The organism is Stenotrophomonas sp. YJH_SMC_131 (assembly GCF_059367975.1).
This window is the reverse complement of sequence record NZ_JCAFRJ010000008.1, coordinates 1-15,642: the sequence shown is the minus strand read 5'-3', so window position 1 is coordinate 15,642 and position 15,642 is coordinate 1. Positions and strand designations below refer to the sequence as shown.

At 66.7% G+C, this 15,642-nt stretch carries 16 protein-coding genes and 2 pseudogenes; 5 read left to right on the top strand and 13 right to left on the bottom strand.

Translation table 11 applies throughout. From position 1 onward, the window contains the following. The first annotated feature begins 77 nt into the window (after positions 1–77). A complete protein-coding gene (locus tag AC5P56_RS16140) occupies positions 78–998 on the top strand; it encodes a M14 family metallopeptidase (RefSeq protein WP_033835608.1) in 921 nt (306 codons plus the stop codon). On the opposite strand, the gene AC5P56_RS16135 is transcribed toward AC5P56_RS16140, so the two are convergent. From AC5P56_RS16135 to AC5P56_RS16105, 7 genes are all read right to left on the bottom strand, one after another. Continuing rightward, the gene (locus tag AC5P56_RS16135) at positions 902–2,710 is read right to left on the bottom strand and encodes a phosphoethanolamine transferase (RefSeq protein WP_049439411.1); all 1,809 of its coding nucleotides are present in this window, start codon (positions 2,708–2,710) and stop codon (positions 902–904) included. The two genes, AC5P56_RS16140 and AC5P56_RS16135, sit on opposite strands and share 97 nt — an antisense overlap. A gap of 73 nt (positions 2,711–2,783) precedes the next feature. Further along, entirely contained in the window at positions 2,784–3,170 is a 387-nt protein-coding gene (locus AC5P56_RS16130; RefSeq protein ID WP_014647409.1) for a diacylglycerol kinase, read from the bottom strand. A gap of 47 nt (positions 3,171–3,217) precedes the next feature. Next, positions 3,218–4,471 carry a HAMP domain-containing sensor histidine kinase gene (locus tag AC5P56_RS16125; protein ID WP_049439413.1) on the bottom strand — a complete coding sequence of 418 codons (1,254 nt, stop codon included), beginning with the start codon at positions 4,469–4,471 and terminating at the stop codon, positions 3,218–3,220. After that, a complete protein-coding gene (locus AC5P56_RS16120; RefSeq protein WP_014647407.1) occupies positions 4,468–5,142 on the bottom strand; it encodes a response regulator transcription factor in 675 nt (224 codons plus the stop codon). Before AC5P56_RS16120 ends, AC5P56_RS16125 begins: the two co-directional genes overlap by 4 nt. Positions 5,143–5,246: 104 nt before the next feature. Continuing rightward, positions 5,247–5,777 (bottom strand): Cif family virulence factor, encoded by a 531-nt coding sequence (locus AC5P56_RS16115; RefSeq protein WP_049439415.1) that lies wholly within the window; start codon positions 5,775–5,777, stop codon positions 5,247–5,249. A 35-nt stretch (positions 5,778–5,812) separates the two neighbouring features. Next, on the bottom strand, positions 5,813–6,265 hold the full coding sequence (locus AC5P56_RS16110; RefSeq protein WP_049439417.1) for a YbbD-related protein: 453 nt from the start codon (positions 6,263–6,265) through the stop codon (positions 5,813–5,815). Between the two features lie 32 nt (positions 6,266–6,297). After that, positions 6,298–6,837 (bottom strand): hypothetical protein, encoded by a 540-nt coding sequence (locus tag AC5P56_RS16105; RefSeq protein WP_478411071.1) that lies wholly within the window; start codon positions 6,835–6,837, stop codon positions 6,298–6,300. 52 nt (positions 6,838–6,889) lie between these two features. Between AC5P56_RS16105 and AC5P56_RS16100 the strand changes: the two genes are divergently transcribed. Continuing rightward, positions 6,890–7,393, top strand: a complete 504-nt coding sequence (locus tag AC5P56_RS16100) for a hypothetical protein (protein ID WP_478411070.1) — start codon at positions 6,890–6,892, stop codon at positions 7,391–7,393. 17 nt (positions 7,394–7,410) lie between these two features. After that, positions 7,411–7,725 carry a hypothetical protein gene (locus AC5P56_RS16095; protein WP_049439423.1) on the top strand — a complete coding sequence of 105 codons (315 nt, stop codon included), beginning with the start codon at positions 7,411–7,413 and terminating at the stop codon, positions 7,723–7,725. Positions 7,726–7,775: 50 nt separating this feature from the next. Here AC5P56_RS16095 and AC5P56_RS16090 read toward each other — a convergent pair whose 3' ends face one another. From AC5P56_RS16090 to AC5P56_RS16070, 5 genes are all read right to left on the bottom strand, one after another. Beyond that, positions 7,776–8,123, bottom strand: coding sequence for an RcnB family protein (locus AC5P56_RS16090; RefSeq protein WP_049439424.1), 348 nt, complete (start codon positions 8,121–8,123; stop codon positions 7,776–7,778). A 134-nt stretch (positions 8,124–8,257) separates the two neighbouring features. Beyond that, positions 8,258–9,694 (bottom strand): efflux transporter outer membrane subunit, encoded by a 1,437-nt coding sequence (locus AC5P56_RS16085; protein WP_049439426.1) that lies wholly within the window; start codon positions 9,692–9,694, stop codon positions 8,258–8,260. After that, positions 9,691–10,575: an HlyD family secretion protein gene (locus tag AC5P56_RS16080; RefSeq protein ID WP_046431015.1), complete on the bottom strand. Its 885-nt coding sequence runs from the start codon at positions 10,573–10,575 to the stop codon at positions 9,691–9,693. Before AC5P56_RS16080 ends, AC5P56_RS16085 begins: the two co-directional genes overlap by 4 nt. 1 nt (position 10,576) lies before the next feature. Further along, positions 10,577–10,786, bottom strand: a complete 210-nt coding sequence (locus tag AC5P56_RS16075; RefSeq protein WP_014647401.1) for a DUF1656 domain-containing protein — start codon at positions 10,784–10,786, stop codon at positions 10,577–10,579. A gap of 4 nt (positions 10,787–10,790) precedes the next feature. Beyond that, positions 10,791–12,665, bottom strand: coding sequence for an FUSC family protein (locus tag AC5P56_RS16070; protein ID WP_080355741.1), 1,875 nt, complete (start codon positions 12,663–12,665; stop codon positions 10,791–10,793). A gap of 166 nt (positions 12,666–12,831) precedes the next feature. Here AC5P56_RS16070 and AC5P56_RS16065 point away from each other — a divergent pair, with 166 nt between their 5' ends. Beyond that, positions 12,832–13,626 carry an AraC family transcriptional regulator gene (locus AC5P56_RS16065; protein ID WP_049439428.1) on the top strand — a complete coding sequence of 265 codons (795 nt, stop codon included), beginning with the start codon at positions 12,832–12,834 and terminating at the stop codon, positions 13,624–13,626. 35 nt (positions 13,627–13,661) lie between these two features. Here AC5P56_RS16065 and AC5P56_RS16060 read toward each other — a convergent pair. Then, a pseudogene (locus AC5P56_RS16060) lies at positions 13,662–14,204 on the bottom strand (alpha/beta fold hydrolase); the annotation flags it as partial. Here AC5P56_RS16060 and AC5P56_RS16055 point away from each other — a divergent pair. After that, positions 14,134–15,642 (top strand): annotated as a pseudogene (locus AC5P56_RS16055) (RHS repeat-associated core domain-containing protein); the annotation flags it as partial. The pseudogenes AC5P56_RS16060 and AC5P56_RS16055 overlap by 71 nt on opposite strands.

Genomic DNA, 15,642 nt, shown 5'->3' with positions numbered 1-15,642 from the left:
GGGGGAGGGGCCCCGCAGGCGCGACAAGGCTTAGAATGTCCGGCTGCACCCATCCGTTCGACCCCTGGAGTTCCCCAATGACTGTTGCGCAGTTCTACCCGATCGGCACCCCCGGACAGCCCTGGGGCGACGCGGAACGCGCACAGTGGCGGGCCCGCCAGCAGCGCCAGCGCAGCTACCACGACGATGTGGTGGCCGCGCTTGAACGCCTGGACGACAGCTTCGATGTGATCCAGTACGGTCAGCTGGACTACGCGCCGGACCATTACCCGCTGTTCGCCGTGGTCAACCACGACTGGAACCCGGCGCTGCCGACCGCGCTGATCACCGGCGGCGTGCACGGCTATGAGACCAGTGGCGTGCATGGCGCCCTGCAGTTCCTGGAACAGCAGGCCGAGCGCTACCTGGGCCGGCTGAACCTGATCGTGGCGCCGTGCGTCAGCCCATGGGGCTACGAGCGCATCCAGCGCTGGAACCCGGATGCCGTCGACCCGAACCGCAGCTTCCGTGACGGCGGCCAGATCGAGGAAGCCGCCGCGCTGATGCGCTGGGTGGCCGAGCGCAAGCCGAACCTGCTGGTGCACCTGGACCTGCACGAGACCACCGACAGCGACCTGCACGAGTTCGATCCGGCCCGCTGCGCCCGCGACGGCAAGCCGTTCGAGCGCGACACCATTCCGGACGGCTTCTACGTGATCGGCAACAGCGAGGATCCGCAGGCCGAGTTCCAGAAGGCCCTGATCGCCGCCGTCGCCCCGGTCACCCATATCGCCCCGGCCGACGCCGAGGGCAACCTGGTCGGCCTGCCGTTGCAGTCGCCGGGCGTGGTCTGGGGCGAATCGCGTTCGATTGGTGCCTGCGCCGGCTTCACTGATGCACGCTTTGCCACCACCACCGAGGTCTACCCGGACAGCCCGCGCACCAACCCGCAGGAATGCAACGACGCCCAGGTGGCGGCGGTATGCGCCGGCCTGGATTTCGCCCTGGCCGCACAGTAGCGTGCCACGTTCCGGGCGGTGACCGGCATCAGCCGGTGCCGCTTGGCCGGCGCGGTGGCGAGCGGCGCGCCGGTCGTCGCCCGGCAGCCGGCGAAGACATCCAGATCGCGCTGGTACACGCTGCTGCTGACACCGAACAGGCCCAGCAGGGAATGGAAGACATTGTCGTGGCTGTAGGCGCGGTGCAGCGCATTCCCACGCAGGCAGGCCATGTCCAGGCCCGCGTTGCGGCTGAACTCCGTTGAGAACCACATCACCATCGGCACCTGGGTCTGTTCGCGCGGGGCGATGAAGTAGGGCGTGCCGTGAAGGTACATGCCGCGTTCGCCGAGCGACTCACCATGGTCGGAGATATAGATCAGCGCAACGTCGCGGTGGTCCGAATAGCCCTGCAGCAGGTCGATGGTCTCCGCCAGCACCTGGTCGGTATGCACCAGGGTGTTGTCATAGGTGTTGACCAGTGCCTCGTTGCTGCAGTGCTGGATCTGGTTGCTGTCGCAGGTCGGGCTGAAGGCCCGCGACGCTGCGGGATACCGTTCAAAGTAGGTCGGCCCATGGCTGCCGAGTTGATGCAGCACGACCAGGGCATCGCCGTGGATGGCGTCGATGCGTGCGCCGAGCTGATGCAGCAGCACGTCGTCGTAGCAGGTGCCGTCGGCGTTGACGCACCGGCCGGCCACCTTGAGTGCGGGCATGTCCTCGGTCGGCACGCGCTCGCACACGCCCTTGCAGCCGCCATTGTTGTTGTTGCGCCAGAGCACGCCGACGCCGGTACGCTGCAGGATGTCGAGCACGTTCTCCTCGGTCGCCGCGCGGACGTCGTCGTATTGCTGGCGGGTCATCTGCGAGAACATGCACGGTACCGAAATCGCCGTTGCGGTTCCGCATGAGGAAACATCACTGAAGCTGATGACGCCATCCTTGCGCGAGAGCCGGGGATTGGTCGCGCGTGGGTAGCCGTTGAGCTGGAAGTTCTGTGAACGCGCGGTCTCGCCGACGACCATGACCACCAGCTTCGGGCGCGGGCCCGGAAAGCGCCGCGCGTCCGTGCCGATTGGGCGCAACGGTTGCTGGCGGGTGCTGTAGAGGCTCTTCAGGTAGCCGTGGGTATGGCGCACCACGTTCAACGGCAGTACCTGGTCGCGGATGTAGCGGTTGTTGCGCAGCAGCGAGGAGTAGTCCTTGTAGAACGAAAAGCCGATCACCAGCAGCACCACAAGCGACGCCAGGACGTTGGCCGGCCACACCAGCAGCGAACGTATCGAACCGGCCCCGCTGGTGGTGCGCACCAGGGCGAGCCCGGCAGCGGGCAGCACGCCCAGCGCCAGCAGGGTCAACAGCAGCGGCAGCGACAGATAGGCGTTCAGTTCGGCCTGATTGGTCTCGAACACGTTCTGCACCATGCTGCGATCGATCAGCACGTTGTAGTGCAGCATGAAGTAGCTGCACGCGGCGCTGACGACAACGAGCAGCACCAGCAGCGGCCTGCGCAGGAATGGCAGTGCCAGCAGTGGCGTCAGCAGCAGGTTGAACAGGCAGAACAGCAGCGGCGGCAGGCTGGCCAGGAACAGCATGCTGCGCAGGCTGTTGAGATCGATCAGCCCCCAGAGCGTCTTCCAGAGGGCAATGTTTCCAATCGTGGCGAAGAACAGTGCGGCGGCCCAGACCAGAACGATTGGATGGGACCGCGGGAAACGGAGGCATTGACGCACGAGCAGGTTCCGCGGAACAGGAGTGCGCGCAGTATCGAAACGGCCTTATCAGGAAGTTGTCAGGATTGCCGGGCTAGCCCAGCAGGATCACGCCCCACACCGCACCCACCATCAACAACGCGGTGGTCTGCGCGGCGCTGCCCATGTCCTTGGCGTTCTTGGACAGCGGATGCTTCTCCAGCGAGATGCGATCAACCACGGCTTCAATCGCCGAGTTGAGCAGTTCCACCAGCAGGCTGATGAAGCAGACCGCCAGCACCAGTGCCCGCTCGACCGTGCTGATGTCCAGCACGAACGCAGCCGCCATCAGCAGCGCGTGCAGCAGCAACAACTGGCGGAACGCCGCCTCGCCGCGAAAGGTGGCGATGAAGCCATCGCGCGAATGGATGAGGGTGTGGAAGATGCGGCTCAATCCGGTCTTGCCGTGCGGGTACTTGCCGCTGTCCTTGGGGTGCTGCATGCCGTCTCCAGAGCGGGGGAGCAGCCCGGAGCATGTGCAGCCCGATGTCAGGAATCCGTCAGATGCGGGGGGCGGGGCCAGCGCAGGGTGAACCGGCACCCCTGCCCGGAGGATTGCACGGTCATCGTCCAGCCCAGGTGCTCGACGATGCGCTGCACGATCGACAACCCCAGCCCCTCGCCGCTGTGCGCGCCACCCGGCGCGAAGCGCTGGAACTGCCGTGGGTCGATGCTGGACGGCAGGCCGGGTCCGGTGTCAGCGACGATGAGTGCGGTGTCGTGGAGGGTGATTCGCACCTCGCCGCTTTCGGTGTACTGGCAGGCATTGCGCAGCAGATTCCAGATGATGCTGTGCGCCAGATCCGCGTTGGTGACCAGCACGGCGTCATGCCGGGCATCAAACGCAACGGTCACCGGCTTGCCGGAAAGCCAGGGCTGGCAGCGCTCCATGCAGGATTCGAGCAGCGGACGCAGGGCCACCGCGTTGCGCGGCACGGCGCCGGGGGCACGCGAGAGCAGCAGCAGGCAGGTCAGCTGGCGCTGCATCTCCTGGGTGGTACGCAGGATGCGTGCCGCGCTGGGAACCAGGTGGCTGTCGGCCGGAAGCTGGCAGGCCAGCGTTTCGGCAGCACCGCCGATGATGGCCAAGGGCGTGCGCAGCTCGTGGCTGGCATCGCCGCTGAAGCACTGCTCGCGATGCAGGAACCGTTCGAGCTCGTCACTATGGCGGGCAAAGGCGCGCGCGAGCACGCCGATCTCGTCGCGTGCGTCCTGGTAGGGAAAGGGCTTGTGGCCGTCCTGCACCGCATCGGCCAATCGTGTGATGGGCGCGATGACGTGGGTAGCGACCTTGCGGCCGATGAGGAAGGCGCCGAACACGCAGACCGAAATGACCAGTGCCGCAAAGGCATTGATCAGGTGTTCCAGATAGCCATAGGGTGCGGCGTCCTGCAGCAGGTAGTAGCGTTGGCCACCACTGTCGAACACACGCAGGTGCCACTCGTTGGGCGCCTCTTCGCCGTGGTAGCCCGGGCCGTATTGGCGCAGCACGACAGGCACGTCCTGGGCATCGAACAGCTGGGTCCCTGGTGGCAGGGCGGGGCGTTGGCCACGATCCAGCGCGGCCTGCAGCCTTTGCACTTCGCCGTGCTGGGTCCGTGCGACGACAGCAGTCCGGACCTGGTCGTAGTCGACCTGTTCGGCCAGTACGATGAAGCCCATGGCACCGGCCATCAACAGCACGAACGAGATCGTGATGCGGGTGCGCAGGCTCAGGCGGCGGTAGAGGGAGGCAGGGCTCACGCCTGCATGCGCCAGCCGACGCTGTGCACCGTGGTGATCAGCGCGGTGTCGAAGCTGCGGTCCACCTGCAGGCGCAGCTCATGGATGTGGGTTCGCAGCGCGCCGCTGTCCGGTGGCTCGTCGCCCCAGACCAGGTATTCCATCTCCTGCTTGCGCACCACGGCGGGAGCTGCACGCACCAGGCACATCAGCAGCTTGTGCGACGTGGGCGTCAGCGCAATGCAGCGGCCTTGCCGCCAGGCCTGTGGCGAGCGCGTGTCCACCTGCAGGTCCTTCCACGCCAGCACGCTCTGGACCTGGCGCCCCTGTGCCCTTCGTACGAGGGCCTTGATCCGTGCATCCAGTTCCACCAGCGAAAACGGTTTGACCAGGTAGTCATCCGCGCCCAGGGCCAGGCCCTGCACACGGTCTTCGACCGGATCGCGCGCGGTCAGCATCAGGATCGGCACCGGGTTCTGGAACTCCTGGCGCAGCTTCTGGCACAGCGTCATGCCGTCCAGGCGCGGCAGCATCAGGTCCAGCAGGATGGCGTCGTAGTCGTGCTGCGTGGCCCGGCGCAGGCCACTGGCGCCGTCGCGCGCGTCGTCCAGCACGTAGCCGAGCGGTTCAAAGAAGGCATACAGGTTGGCAACCAGCTCGGGGTTGTCTTCGATGATCAGCAGGCGGGTCATGGCATGCGTCCTTGCGCGTGGCCGAACTCTGCCCGATCGATGGCCGAATGCCAATGCCCTTGCTGAATGGATCGCGGCCTGGGTTCGGCCCGGTCAAGCGACGTTCAATCGCCCGGGCTGCGTGAATCGCGGATCGAGTAGATCACCGAGAAGATCTTCCAGCCCTGCTCCGTGCGGACCAGCTGCCACATTTCCTTGCCCCAGTTGGTCTTCACCCCATCGTCGTGGAAGCTGTAGTCAAACGAGACCGAGGCCACATCGCCGTCCGTCTCGATCTTCGTGTTGGAGAACTTCTCCTCCTTCGGCTTCGGCGAGGCGACCGCCCCGTCGATCAGCGCGATGAAGTTGTTGGCGGGAATCTGCCGTGCCTTGATCGCATCGGGCTTGGCCTTGCGGATGTCCTGCAGGCGCACATCCTCGGAAACGAACTGCCAGCCGATGTCTTCCGGTTTATCAGAGAAGAACAGGCCCATGTAGGTCGGCTTGTCCTTGTTGATCAGCGAGGTGCGGAACGCTTCGACCACCTGTTCGATCGCCTTGACGTCGGCGGGGGCGTCCTTTGCGGCGTGGGCCGGCAAGCACGCCGGGAGGAAAAAGGCGAGGGCAGCGAAGCGTGCACGTGCGTTGGGCATCATGGGGTCCTGGGGAGGAATAGGGTGGCGCGGGCGCATCACCGCGCGTAGGTTCGCCAGAAGAGCACGTGGTCTTCGGTCCTGTTGATGGCGACGAAGACTGATTTTCCGGATTCGGGCGCGCAGCGAAAGACGCGGTACGACGACTTGAGCGTCCCGTCGCCCGGCCACCAGTATCGATCGAACGCAACAGGATCGCTGCTACTGAATGTCGTTGCCTGGCAATCCGCAGGCAGCTGCAGTGATACCGCAGGGGGTTTGGTGAAGGCCAGCGCGCTGGTGCTCGAGTCGAGGTCATGTACCTCCCGCAGGTCGGTCGCCGCTTGCGGCACCCAGCCGGGAATCCATCCCTTGTTCACCATGTCGGAATCGAGCGCCTCGCGCAGCGTGTCGAACGAACTGTCCATAACCAGGCCGCAGGCGCATAGCACCGTGCAGGCCGCCAATGGAAAGGCAGATCGCAACTTGATCCAGGTGGTGGGTGGAAACATGGTTCCTGCTACCCCGGGGAATACCGTCCGACCTATCGGGTCAGTGCGTCGAACAGGCCATTGCGGTCCGCATCGCTCATCGACCAGCTCTGCCCGAGCGGGGCCATGCGCACGGATTCGGTCTGGCCACAGGCCCGGTACTGCCAGGTTTCCGAGCCATCGGGCTGGGCGGTCACGTCGATGCCGTCCAGGCGCGCGCACTGCAGCCGAGCCAGCACCATCGGTGCAAAGTGCAGCATGTAGTGCTGCACCCGGTCGGCCGGCATTGCCGTGCCGGAAGGCAGCGGGTGGGCCGGGCCGTACTCGGCGAGCAGGCCAACGCAGGTCGCTGCGACGGACAAGGTATTGCGACCGAAGGCGCGGGAGGCATCCCGCTCCACACTCTTTCCCAGAGTCCTGCCTTCCTTGCTGCTGGCATAGGCCTCGGCGGCCTGCAGTTGCGCGGCGTCGAGTGTCGACAGCCAGTGCTTGCGGCCCTCCTGCAACTGCAGTTCCAGGCCGGGCAGGCTCTTCTGGCAGCGCGCGGCGATCGCCTGTGTCTGCACGAAATCCTGCCCACGATCGCCCGGCATTGCGGTCGCTGTTGCGGCCGCTGTTGCCGCCGCTGGGGCAACAGCCAGGGCCATGCAGGCGATCACCAGATTCCGTCCCATTCCATTGCGCATCCTGCACCCCATGGAGAGTTTGACGGCGCACGCTAGCACGGATGCCGGGCGCTGCAACAGGCCCGCGTGTCGAGGTTTGACGTTGAAGAAGGTCTGCGCGGATGATGCGCGGGCGCGCGGCGCAGGAGGGGATCTGTCAATGAGGACACTGATGTGGGGGCTGGTCGGGCTGTTCGTGGCGTACGTGGCCGGTTGCTCGGCGATCTCGGCGTGGCATTCCCACGCGCTTGCCTCGGTCTCGGTCGGGGCGAGCAGGGCCGAGCTACTGCGGGCGCTGGGGCACCCTGACGTGGTGGAGCACGCCGGTGCTCCCTTTACCCGCTATGCCAGCCGTGGATGCAGTGGTCGCTGTGCGCAGCGATGGTGGTATGAGAACCGGCTGCGCCTGGATACCCAAGCCTGGTCGGTAGAGCTGGATGCTTCCGATCGCGTGCTCGCAACGTCGCGCTGGACATCACCGTAGAAGACCGCGACGAGCGCATGCGTATCCATCGACCTTTCATCTTCATCGCAAGCCTGGCCCTGATGGCGTGGTGCGGGCTGATGGGCGTACTGGTGCTCATCCATGGCTTCAACGAGCACGGCCTGCGCTGCGGCAGGCTGTGCTCACTGGAGACCTCCATCCGCCTGCTCTTTGGTGATCGGGGATTCGAAATACTGGTGGCGATGGGGCTATTTGCCACAGCGCTGATGTGCGGGTATATCGCGCTGCGGGAGGGCCTGCATGGCGGGCCGCGGAGGCGGGCGGGGCGCCGTGGGCGCAGACACCGCCGACCGGGGCGGCCCCGGTCGTAAGGTGTCTGCACCGATGTAAATCGCTGCGTGTGCGGACGCTGCAGGTCGCTTCAGCGATGCAGGGCGTCGATGATCAGCCCGGTGGCGATCTCCACCAGCAGGTACTCGTTATCGGACTGGCGCACCCAACGCCGGTCGCGGCCCGGTTCGCGCAGGTCATAGCGCGCGTAATCGTCTACCCAGTAGCGGCGGTCCACTTCGGCCCACGGCAGGCGCTCGCCACGTCGCCAGGCCTTCTTCTGCCAGCCCGGCGGCGGCGCATCGCGGTTATGCGGGCCGCCCGCATGCGGCGGCGGGCCGTTGCCGCGGGCGTGGTGCGGCGGATCGGCGAAGGCGGGGGCCGCAGCCAACGCGGTGGTGGTGGTCAAGGCGATGGCAAGCAAGCGTGTGGTCTTCATGGAGATGCCTCCGTCATGGCCGCAGCATGCGGCGCTGTGGCGGGAATATAGGGCAGTCAGTGTGAATGAATACGGGTGTAGGCGGTACATTCCTGAACAGACGGCGCGGCCTGCAGCCGCTGCCAGGCAACGGGTCACTGGACCCCGCCCGGGGCTGAATCTGTTGCAGCCCAGCCTCCACCCAACGACAGGAAAAGATCCATCTGCCGGTCAATGCGCTCCGCGCGCGAGACGGCCAATGCGGACTCCGCATCTGCCAGCGCGGCCTGGGCCGAAAGCAGGTCGAGAAAATCGATCCTGCCGAAACGGTAGAGCTGCTGCGCCTGCCCGGCGGCCCGCGCTGCATCCCCACGCGCCTGCGCCAGGCTGCGCTCGCGTTCAAGCTCCTGCGTGCAGGCAGAAAGCGCGGTCTCGGTCTGCCGCAGTGCCTGCAGCACGACGCCGTCAAAGGACGCGAGCGCGGTATCTGCGTTGGCACCGGCCGCTGCGATGCGGGCCTTGGCCACGCGGCGGTTGGACCAGTGCCATGACAGCACGGGACCGATGCCCGCACCGAAGCCGTCGGCCGACAGCAGATGCGCCGGTGTGCCGGCCACGCCCGAAGAGGCGCCCAAGGTGATCTGCGGATAGAGACCCGCCGTCTCGACACCGATCATTGCAGTCGCGGCGGCCAGGCTGCGTTCGGCGGCACGTATGTCGGGGCGCCGCTGGAGCAGCTGCCAGCCATCACCGACCGGCAGCGCCTGCTCCAGCTCAGGGGGCTGGGGGCAGGCTTCGGCCTCCCTGGGATAGTCCGCCGGGAGCCTGCCCATCAATGCGGCCAGTTCGAACAGTGCGGCCTGCCGTTCCGCCAGCAGGTGCGGTATCGCCGCCGCGCTGCGATTGACGGCGGCACCGGCACGGCTGACATCGAAGTCCGTTCCGCGCCCGCCTGCAGCCAGGCGTCGGGTTGCGTCCAGGGTGGCGCGCTGCACCGCCAGCACCTGCCGGGTTGCAGCGAGCGTGTGATTGCGGGTGCACACCTGGAGATAGGCACGGGTGACGGCCGCAGCGACGACCACGCGGACCTGGTCGCGTGCCGCAGCAACCGCCTCCGCGTCGGCGTTGGCGGCTTCGATGCCGCGGCGGATGCCGCCTGCAAGATCCAGTGGATAGGAGAGGTGAAGGCCGAGCGCATACGACTGTGGCGCGGCCGATGCCTGGGTGTAGCCACCGGCATGGGTGAGCGTGCCCGATGCATCCACGTCGGCTTGCACGGCACCGCGCGCGCGGTACTCCAGCACGGTGGCGCTGGCGCGCCGAAGGTTGGCATCGGCGGCGCGCAGGTCGGTATTGGCCGCCAGTGCTTCGCGTACGTAGGCGTCAAGCTGGGGGTCGCCATACAGGTGCCACCACCGATCCGGTGGCACGTCGTGACTGAGCGACGGGTCCTGGCCCGAGACGAACGCCCGCGCAGCCCGTTGTGAAGCTGCGACGGCGTTCGCAGGCAGGTGATAGTCGGGGCCGGATACGCAGGCCGTCAGGGGCAGCAACAGGGCAAGCAGCCCACCACGTACTGTCCGCACGCTCACTTGCAGGCTCCCGGTGCCGAGGGCGTGATGGTCACACTCGCAGTGCGACCCACGATCAGGCGCGTATCCGGCGGCGCATCATCGATGCGGATGCGTACCGGGATGCGCTGTGCCAGCCTCACCCAGGTATAGGTCGGCGCCACGGCCGGCAGCAGGTTGTGCGTGCTTGAGCGCTGATCGTCGGCAATGCCGGCGGCGATGCTGTCAACGTGTCCGCGGACATCGCGGGTGTCGCCCATCAGCCGCGCCACGGCGGCATCGCCCTCGGTGATGCAGCCCAGCTTGGTTTCCTCGAAGTAGCCCTCGATGCGCAGGCTGCCGGTGTCGATCAGCGCCAGCGCCTGCGCGCCCGGTTGCAGGTAATCGCCCGCATGCAGGTCCAGGTTGGTGACGATGCCGTCGGTGCTCGCGCGCACCTCGGTGCGTTGCACGTTGAGCTGGGCAACGCGCTGTTCGGCCCGTGCCTGCGCCAGGGCGGCCAGCTCGGTGTCGACCTTGGCCGCATTGCGTTCGCGTGTCTCCGAGGCGACCAGGTTGCCCAGTGCGTTGTCCCGCGTCGATTCGCGGCGGGCCAGCGCCAGCGTCGCGCGTGCGCTGCTGACCGCTGCGTCGGCCTTCTCAAGCGCGGCAGCCAGGCGTGGCTGATCCAGCACCAGCAGCAGTTGTCCGGCGCTGACCCGCTGGTTGTCGTGCACCAGCACCTGGGTGACCAGCCCCCCCATGTCCGACGCAACGCGCACCACATCGGCGCGGACCCGTCCATCCCGCGTCCACGGGCGTGTTTCGTAACGCTTCCAGATGGACAGCGCGGCGACGACAGCAATCGCGAATACAACCAGCGTAGCGCTCCAGCGCCCGATGACAGCAAGCAGGTGTTTCATTTCATTTCTCGAGCAGGGGCGAGAGCCGGATCATCAGCTCCGCCAGGATCACGAACAGGGACAGGCCCACCAGTGGTCGCGCGGCGAACAAGCGGTACAGACCGAGACTGGCGAGCAGGCGCGAGGTCAGCATCGACAGCGCCAGCGCGGCGGCGGCCACGGCGAGCAGGCCGGGGATCAGCACGCCATCAATGGAGAGATCAGAAAACATGAGGTCAGTGCCGAAGGGTGAGAGCAGGCGCCAGCAGGTCGCGGCGCAATCCGCAGAGCAGGTGCGACAGATGCTCACGATCATCCCCGCTGCTGGCCACTGCTGCCTCGCGCATGCGGTCGAGCAGTTCCAGAAGATGGGCGTCGACGCTGCGTGGCGCGTGGGCACGAACCCTGAAATGTGCGGCGACGCGTTCGATCAGCGCCGCATGAAGCACCCGGACCTGCGGGTTTTCCTGGCACTTGTCCAGTGCGCGGAGTTGGTTGGATGCACGTACCGCACGCACGTCCGCAAACAATGCCCGCAGGTCGTCTGCGGCACTGGAACCGCCCCGCAACCGGGGAGCGAGCAGCCCGATTCGATCCAGCATGCGGCTGAGCCAGGCCCGGGCCACGCCACCTTGTCCGGCGGCGTGTCGTGCGATATCCCGACGGATCGAACGCTCCAGCCGTGCGCGGTTGCGGCCCGCATCGGCGGTCTGGAACAGCTGCATGCTGCACACTGCCACTGTCGTACCCACGAACAACGCTACGCTGTTGTTGAGTGCGCCGACGATGTTGGCCGTATTGGTCGCGCCCAGTCCCGCGATGAGCGGAAACGTCAGCACCACGCCCAGGGCAGCCATGATGAAGGGAGGCCGGGCCAGGAACGATCCGCACAGCAGCAGCGCAGGCGCCAGCGCGGCAGTCAGGCCGACGACATCGGACAGCGCGGGGAAGATCAGCAGACCGTAGAGCAGGCCGACGCCAACGCCGATCAACGATCCCACCAGATAGCGCATGACATGCGGCGCAGGCGCTTCGATCGTGCCGAACAGCACGCACGCCGTGCCGATGATGGACACCGCCGTGGCGCCGTCCGACCAGCCGGTAACGATCCACAACACGCAGCTCAGCAGGATGCCGACGAACGCGCCCAGCGCGCTGCGCAGGGCAAGCCGATGATCCCGGTGAAGTACCGCACCCTGCGCAGGTCGCGCAAGGCGGGCAGGTACATGCCGGCGCCAGTCGGGCCGGGCAGTGCATAGTTGTGCCTGCAACACGCGGCAGTCGGTGTGGGCGAGGTCGAGCTCGGCCTGTTGCGCGGCGAGGCCGGTCTGCATCAGCTCGCGCCAGCCAGGCGAATCCATCGCGCTGGCCTGTGATGAGCGCAGCCGTGCGAGGGAATCTTCCACCGCGCTGGAGAGCATCAGTACATCCAGCATCCGGTCATGCAGGGCGCGCAGGATCTGCACCTGGGCCACGCCGTGGGCGCTGTCGAAGGGCAGGTGGATCGACAGCACATGCAGCTCGAGCAGGTCGGCCGCCACTTTCGAGCGGTCCGTCGCCAGCACCGTGTCCGATGCACCGGCGCGCATGTCCCGTGTCCATCGTTCCGCGTCATCCAGCACGGCAGCAACCCGCGCGTGCACGCGTATCGAGACCCGGCGCGGCAGCACCAGCGCGTGTACCAGCGTTGCGGCCAGGATGCCGATGGCGATTTCCTGCACCCGTGTGATGGCGATGGTGAACAGGTCTCCCGGCACCATCACCGCAGGAAAGCCGATCAGGCTGGTGGTATAGCCGGCCAGCAGGAACGCATAGGCACGCGGCGTGCGGTCGAGCATCGCCAGGTACAGGCACAGCGCCATCCAGGTGGCGAGCGCGGCGCTCAGCACCAGGGGTGCATTGGCGAAACGTGGCACCAGCACGACGGTGGCGACGGCCCCGCCCACGGTACCGAGCAGGCGGAACAGGCCGCGGCTGAGTGTTGCCCCGGACAGGGGCTGCGACACCAGATAGACCGTGCCGATCACCCAGAACGGGCGATTCAGGCCGATCCGCAGGGAGACATACAGCCCCAGCGACGCGGCGAGCAGGCATTTGAGCGAGAACAGCAGCGCTTCCTGATCGGCTCTGAGGGAAGGGTTTTTCAACCGGGCAAATGCCTGGAACACGTGGGGACGGGCAGGGGTGGGGAAGTGCATGCGGCTCATGCTAGTGATCGGCCGCACTGGCGAATTTCGCTACAATGACAACCAATCGCTAAAACCGGTCAATGTGAGAATGGCTCGCATTTCGCTCCCCGGCTTTGACCTGGACCCTGACGAGACCGATCGCCCGGCGGTTGCCAGCCGCCTGCAGGTGGCCGAGCACGACGCGGAAATTCCGGTGCATGAGCACCGCAAGGGCCAGCTCATTCTTGCGCTGCATGGGGCGGTGACCTGCGAAGTCGCCAATGCGTTGTGGATCGTGCCGCCCCAGTGTGGCGTCTGGATTCCGGGCGGCATGCCGCACAGCAACCGCGCCACCGCCAACGCGCGCCTGTGCTACCTGTTCGTCGAGCCCGGCGTCGTCGACCTGCCGGCGCAGTGCGTGACGCTGGCCATCTCGCCGATGCTGCGCGAGATGATCCTGCACCTGGCCGACGCGCCGCTGGACTACCCGCATGGCAGCCACACCGACCGGCTGGCGCGGGTGTTGCTGGACGAACTGGTGCAGATGCCGGCCGAGCATCTGTCGCTGCCGGTCAGCCATCACCCGAAGGTGCGGGTGTTGGCGGCGGCGCTGTCGGCGGATCCGTCAGACCGCAGCACCATCGGCCAGTGGGCCGTGCGCCTGGCCCTGGGCGAGCGTACGTTGACCCGCCTCATCGAACGGGAAACGGGACTGTCCTTCGGGCGCTGGCGGCAGCAACTGCACCTGCTCATCGCCATTCGGGAACTCGCCGCCGGTGCACCGGTACAACGCGTTTCCGAGACGCTGGGCTATGAGTCGGTGACGGCCTTCATCACGATGTTCAAGAAAGCGCTTGGCCTTTCCCCGGCGCGGTACTTTGCGGTGCGCCTGCGTGGGCAGTAGCCGGGGACAGCCCGGGAAGCTCCTGCCTGGAACAGCTACTTCGAGGTGCCGGAGACCGATTGAATCGCGGCCACCACCGCAGCAGGAACTTCGCGCTGGAGGGTGTGGCCGGTTGCCAGGTAGCGGTGCGAGCCGCGCGTGAATCCCGAAAAGAGCAGGGCGTGCTGTGCTTTCCAGAGTGCCTTGCCCTCTGCGGTTTCCTCGAAGAACAGCGGTTCGGCAGCCAGCTGGGTTGCAGTCAGCAGCGCTACCGGCACGTCCGGCATCGTGCGCGGGGTTTCCGCACCGGGTGCATCCAGCTGTTCGGTCAACACGGCGTAGTCGGCGGCCATGGCCGGCGGCAGCATTGCCCGCAGCTGGGCGTCGTCTGCCTGCACGCGTGCACTGTCGGCCTGCTTGAACGCATGGCGCTGCCCCATCGTGGCCGGGTCCACCAGCACCAGGCCCTGCAGGCGCTCCGGTTGGCGGCGTGCAAACTCCGTGGCCAGCAGGCCGCCATAGGAATGACCCACCAGCACCACGCGGCGACCGGGGGCGAGCGTATCGATCACGGCCGTGAGGTCGGCCAGATGCGCATCGCCGACCGGCCAGGTGCAACAGATCACCGAGCCCGACGGCAGCAGCGTTTCCTATGTCTACGATGCGGCGCTGCGCTTGACTGATATCGAGGACAACGTAGGCAACACGATTCACTACACGCTGGACAACGCCGGCAACCGCCTCAAGGAGGACACGCTGGATACCGGCGGCACCCTGCGCCGTACCCTGGCACGGACGTTCAACACGCTCGGCCAGCTGACCGCGCTGAAGGACGCAGGCAATCACGCCACAGGCTTCGCCTACGATGCCAACGGAAACCCGCAGACGATCACCGACGCACTGCAGCGCGTGACCAGCCAGCAGTACGACCCGCTGAACCGCCTGGCGCAGACGCTGCAGGACGTCGGCGGCGTCGCGGCGGAGATCCGCAGCCAGTACAACGCGCTGGACCAGGTCACCCAGGTCACCGACCCGAAGGGCCTGCATACCACCTATGCCTACAACGGTTTCGGTGATATGACCGGGCAAGTCAGCCCGGACAGTGGCGCCAGCAGCTTCACCGTGGACGCCGCCGGCAACCGCAAGACGGCCACCGATGCGCGTGGCGTCACCGCCACCTATCACTACGATGCACTCAACCGCCTGATCGGTATCGCCTACCCGGACCCCAATCTGGACGTGGGCTACAGCTATGACGTGGCGCCTGCTGCGTGTACCGCCGACGAGCGTTTTGCCAAGGGGCGCCTGGGGCAGGTGCTGCACGCCAATGGCAGCACCCAGTACTGCCATGACCGTTTCGGCCAGGTCACCCGCAAGGTGCAGACCGTCAATGGTGTGGCCACCACCCTGCGCTATGCCTACAGCAAGTCGGGTCGCTTGACCGCGCTGACCTACCCCGACGGCAGCGTGGCCGACTACGTGCGCGATACCCAGGGCCGCATCACTCAGATCGGCCTCACCCGCCCCGGCCAAGCGCGCCAGATCGTGGTGAACAACGTGACCTACGCGGCCTTCGGCCCGGCGACGGGCTGGACCTATGGCAATGGCCGCCAGCTGCAGCGTCCGCTGGACTTGGACTATCGCCCGCAAGCGGTGCATGACCCGGCCGCGGGCGGCCTGTCACTGGGCTACGGCTATGACCCGGTCGGTTCAATTACCGAGCTGAAGAACGGCACAGGCTCGACGGTGCTGGCCAAGTACGCCTATGACGCGCTGGGTCGCCTGACCCAGACCCAGGACGGCACGACCGGCACGCCGATTGAAACCTATGCCTACGACGCCACCGGCAATCGCACCGCGCTGACCACCTCGGCAGGCACCGCCAGCTACACCTATCCCGCAACCAGCCACCGGCTGACCGCCGTGGACGGCGAAGCGCGCAACCATGACGCAGTGGGCAACACCACCAGCATCGGCGGCAAGACGTTCATCTACAACGATGCCAACCGCATGAACGCGGTGAAGCAGGGCAATGCC

Excerpts from the sequence above, each read along its gene's own strand:
- AC5P56_RS16140 (WP_033835608.1), top strand. The coding sequence starts at position 78 with ATGACTGTTGCGCAGTTCTACCCGATCGGCACCCCCGGACAGCCCTGG.
- AC5P56_RS16130 (WP_014647409.1), bottom strand. The coding sequence starts at position 3,170 with ATGCAGCACCCCAAGGACAGCGGCAAGTACCCGCACGGCAAGACCGGA.
- AC5P56_RS16120 (WP_014647407.1), bottom strand. The coding sequence starts at position 5,142 with ATGACCCGCCTGCTGATCATCGAAGACAACCCCGAGCTGGTTGCCAAC.
- AC5P56_RS16115 (WP_049439415.1), bottom strand. The coding sequence starts at position 5,777 with ATGATGCCCAACGCACGTGCACGCTTCGCTGCCCTCGCCTTTTTCCTC.
- AC5P56_RS16110 (WP_049439417.1), bottom strand. The coding sequence starts at position 6,265 with ATGTTTCCACCCACCACCTGGATCAAGTTGCGATCTGCCTTTCCATTG.
- AC5P56_RS16105 (WP_478411071.1), bottom strand. The coding sequence starts at position 6,837 with ATGCCGGGCGATCGTGGGCAGGATTTCGTGCAGACACAGGCGATCGCC.
- AC5P56_RS16100 (WP_478411070.1), top strand. The coding sequence starts at position 6,890 with ATGCAGGCGATCACCAGATTCCGTCCCATTCCATTGCGCATCCTGCAC.
- AC5P56_RS16095 (WP_049439423.1), top strand. The coding sequence starts at position 7,411 with ATGCGTATCCATCGACCTTTCATCTTCATCGCAAGCCTGGCCCTGATG.
- AC5P56_RS16090 (WP_049439424.1), bottom strand. The coding sequence starts at position 8,123 with ATGAAGACCACACGCTTGCTTGCCATCGCCTTGACCACCACCACCGCG.
- AC5P56_RS16080 (WP_046431015.1), bottom strand. The coding sequence starts at position 10,575 with ATGAAACACCTGCTTGCTGTCATCGGGCGCTGGAGCGCTACGCTGGTT.
- AC5P56_RS16075 (WP_014647401.1), bottom strand. The coding sequence starts at position 10,786 with ATGTTTTCTGATCTCTCCATTGATGGCGTGCTGATCCCCGGCCTGCTC.
- AC5P56_RS16065 (WP_049439428.1), top strand. The coding sequence starts at position 12,832 with ATGGCTCGCATTTCGCTCCCCGGCTTTGACCTGGACCCTGACGAGACC.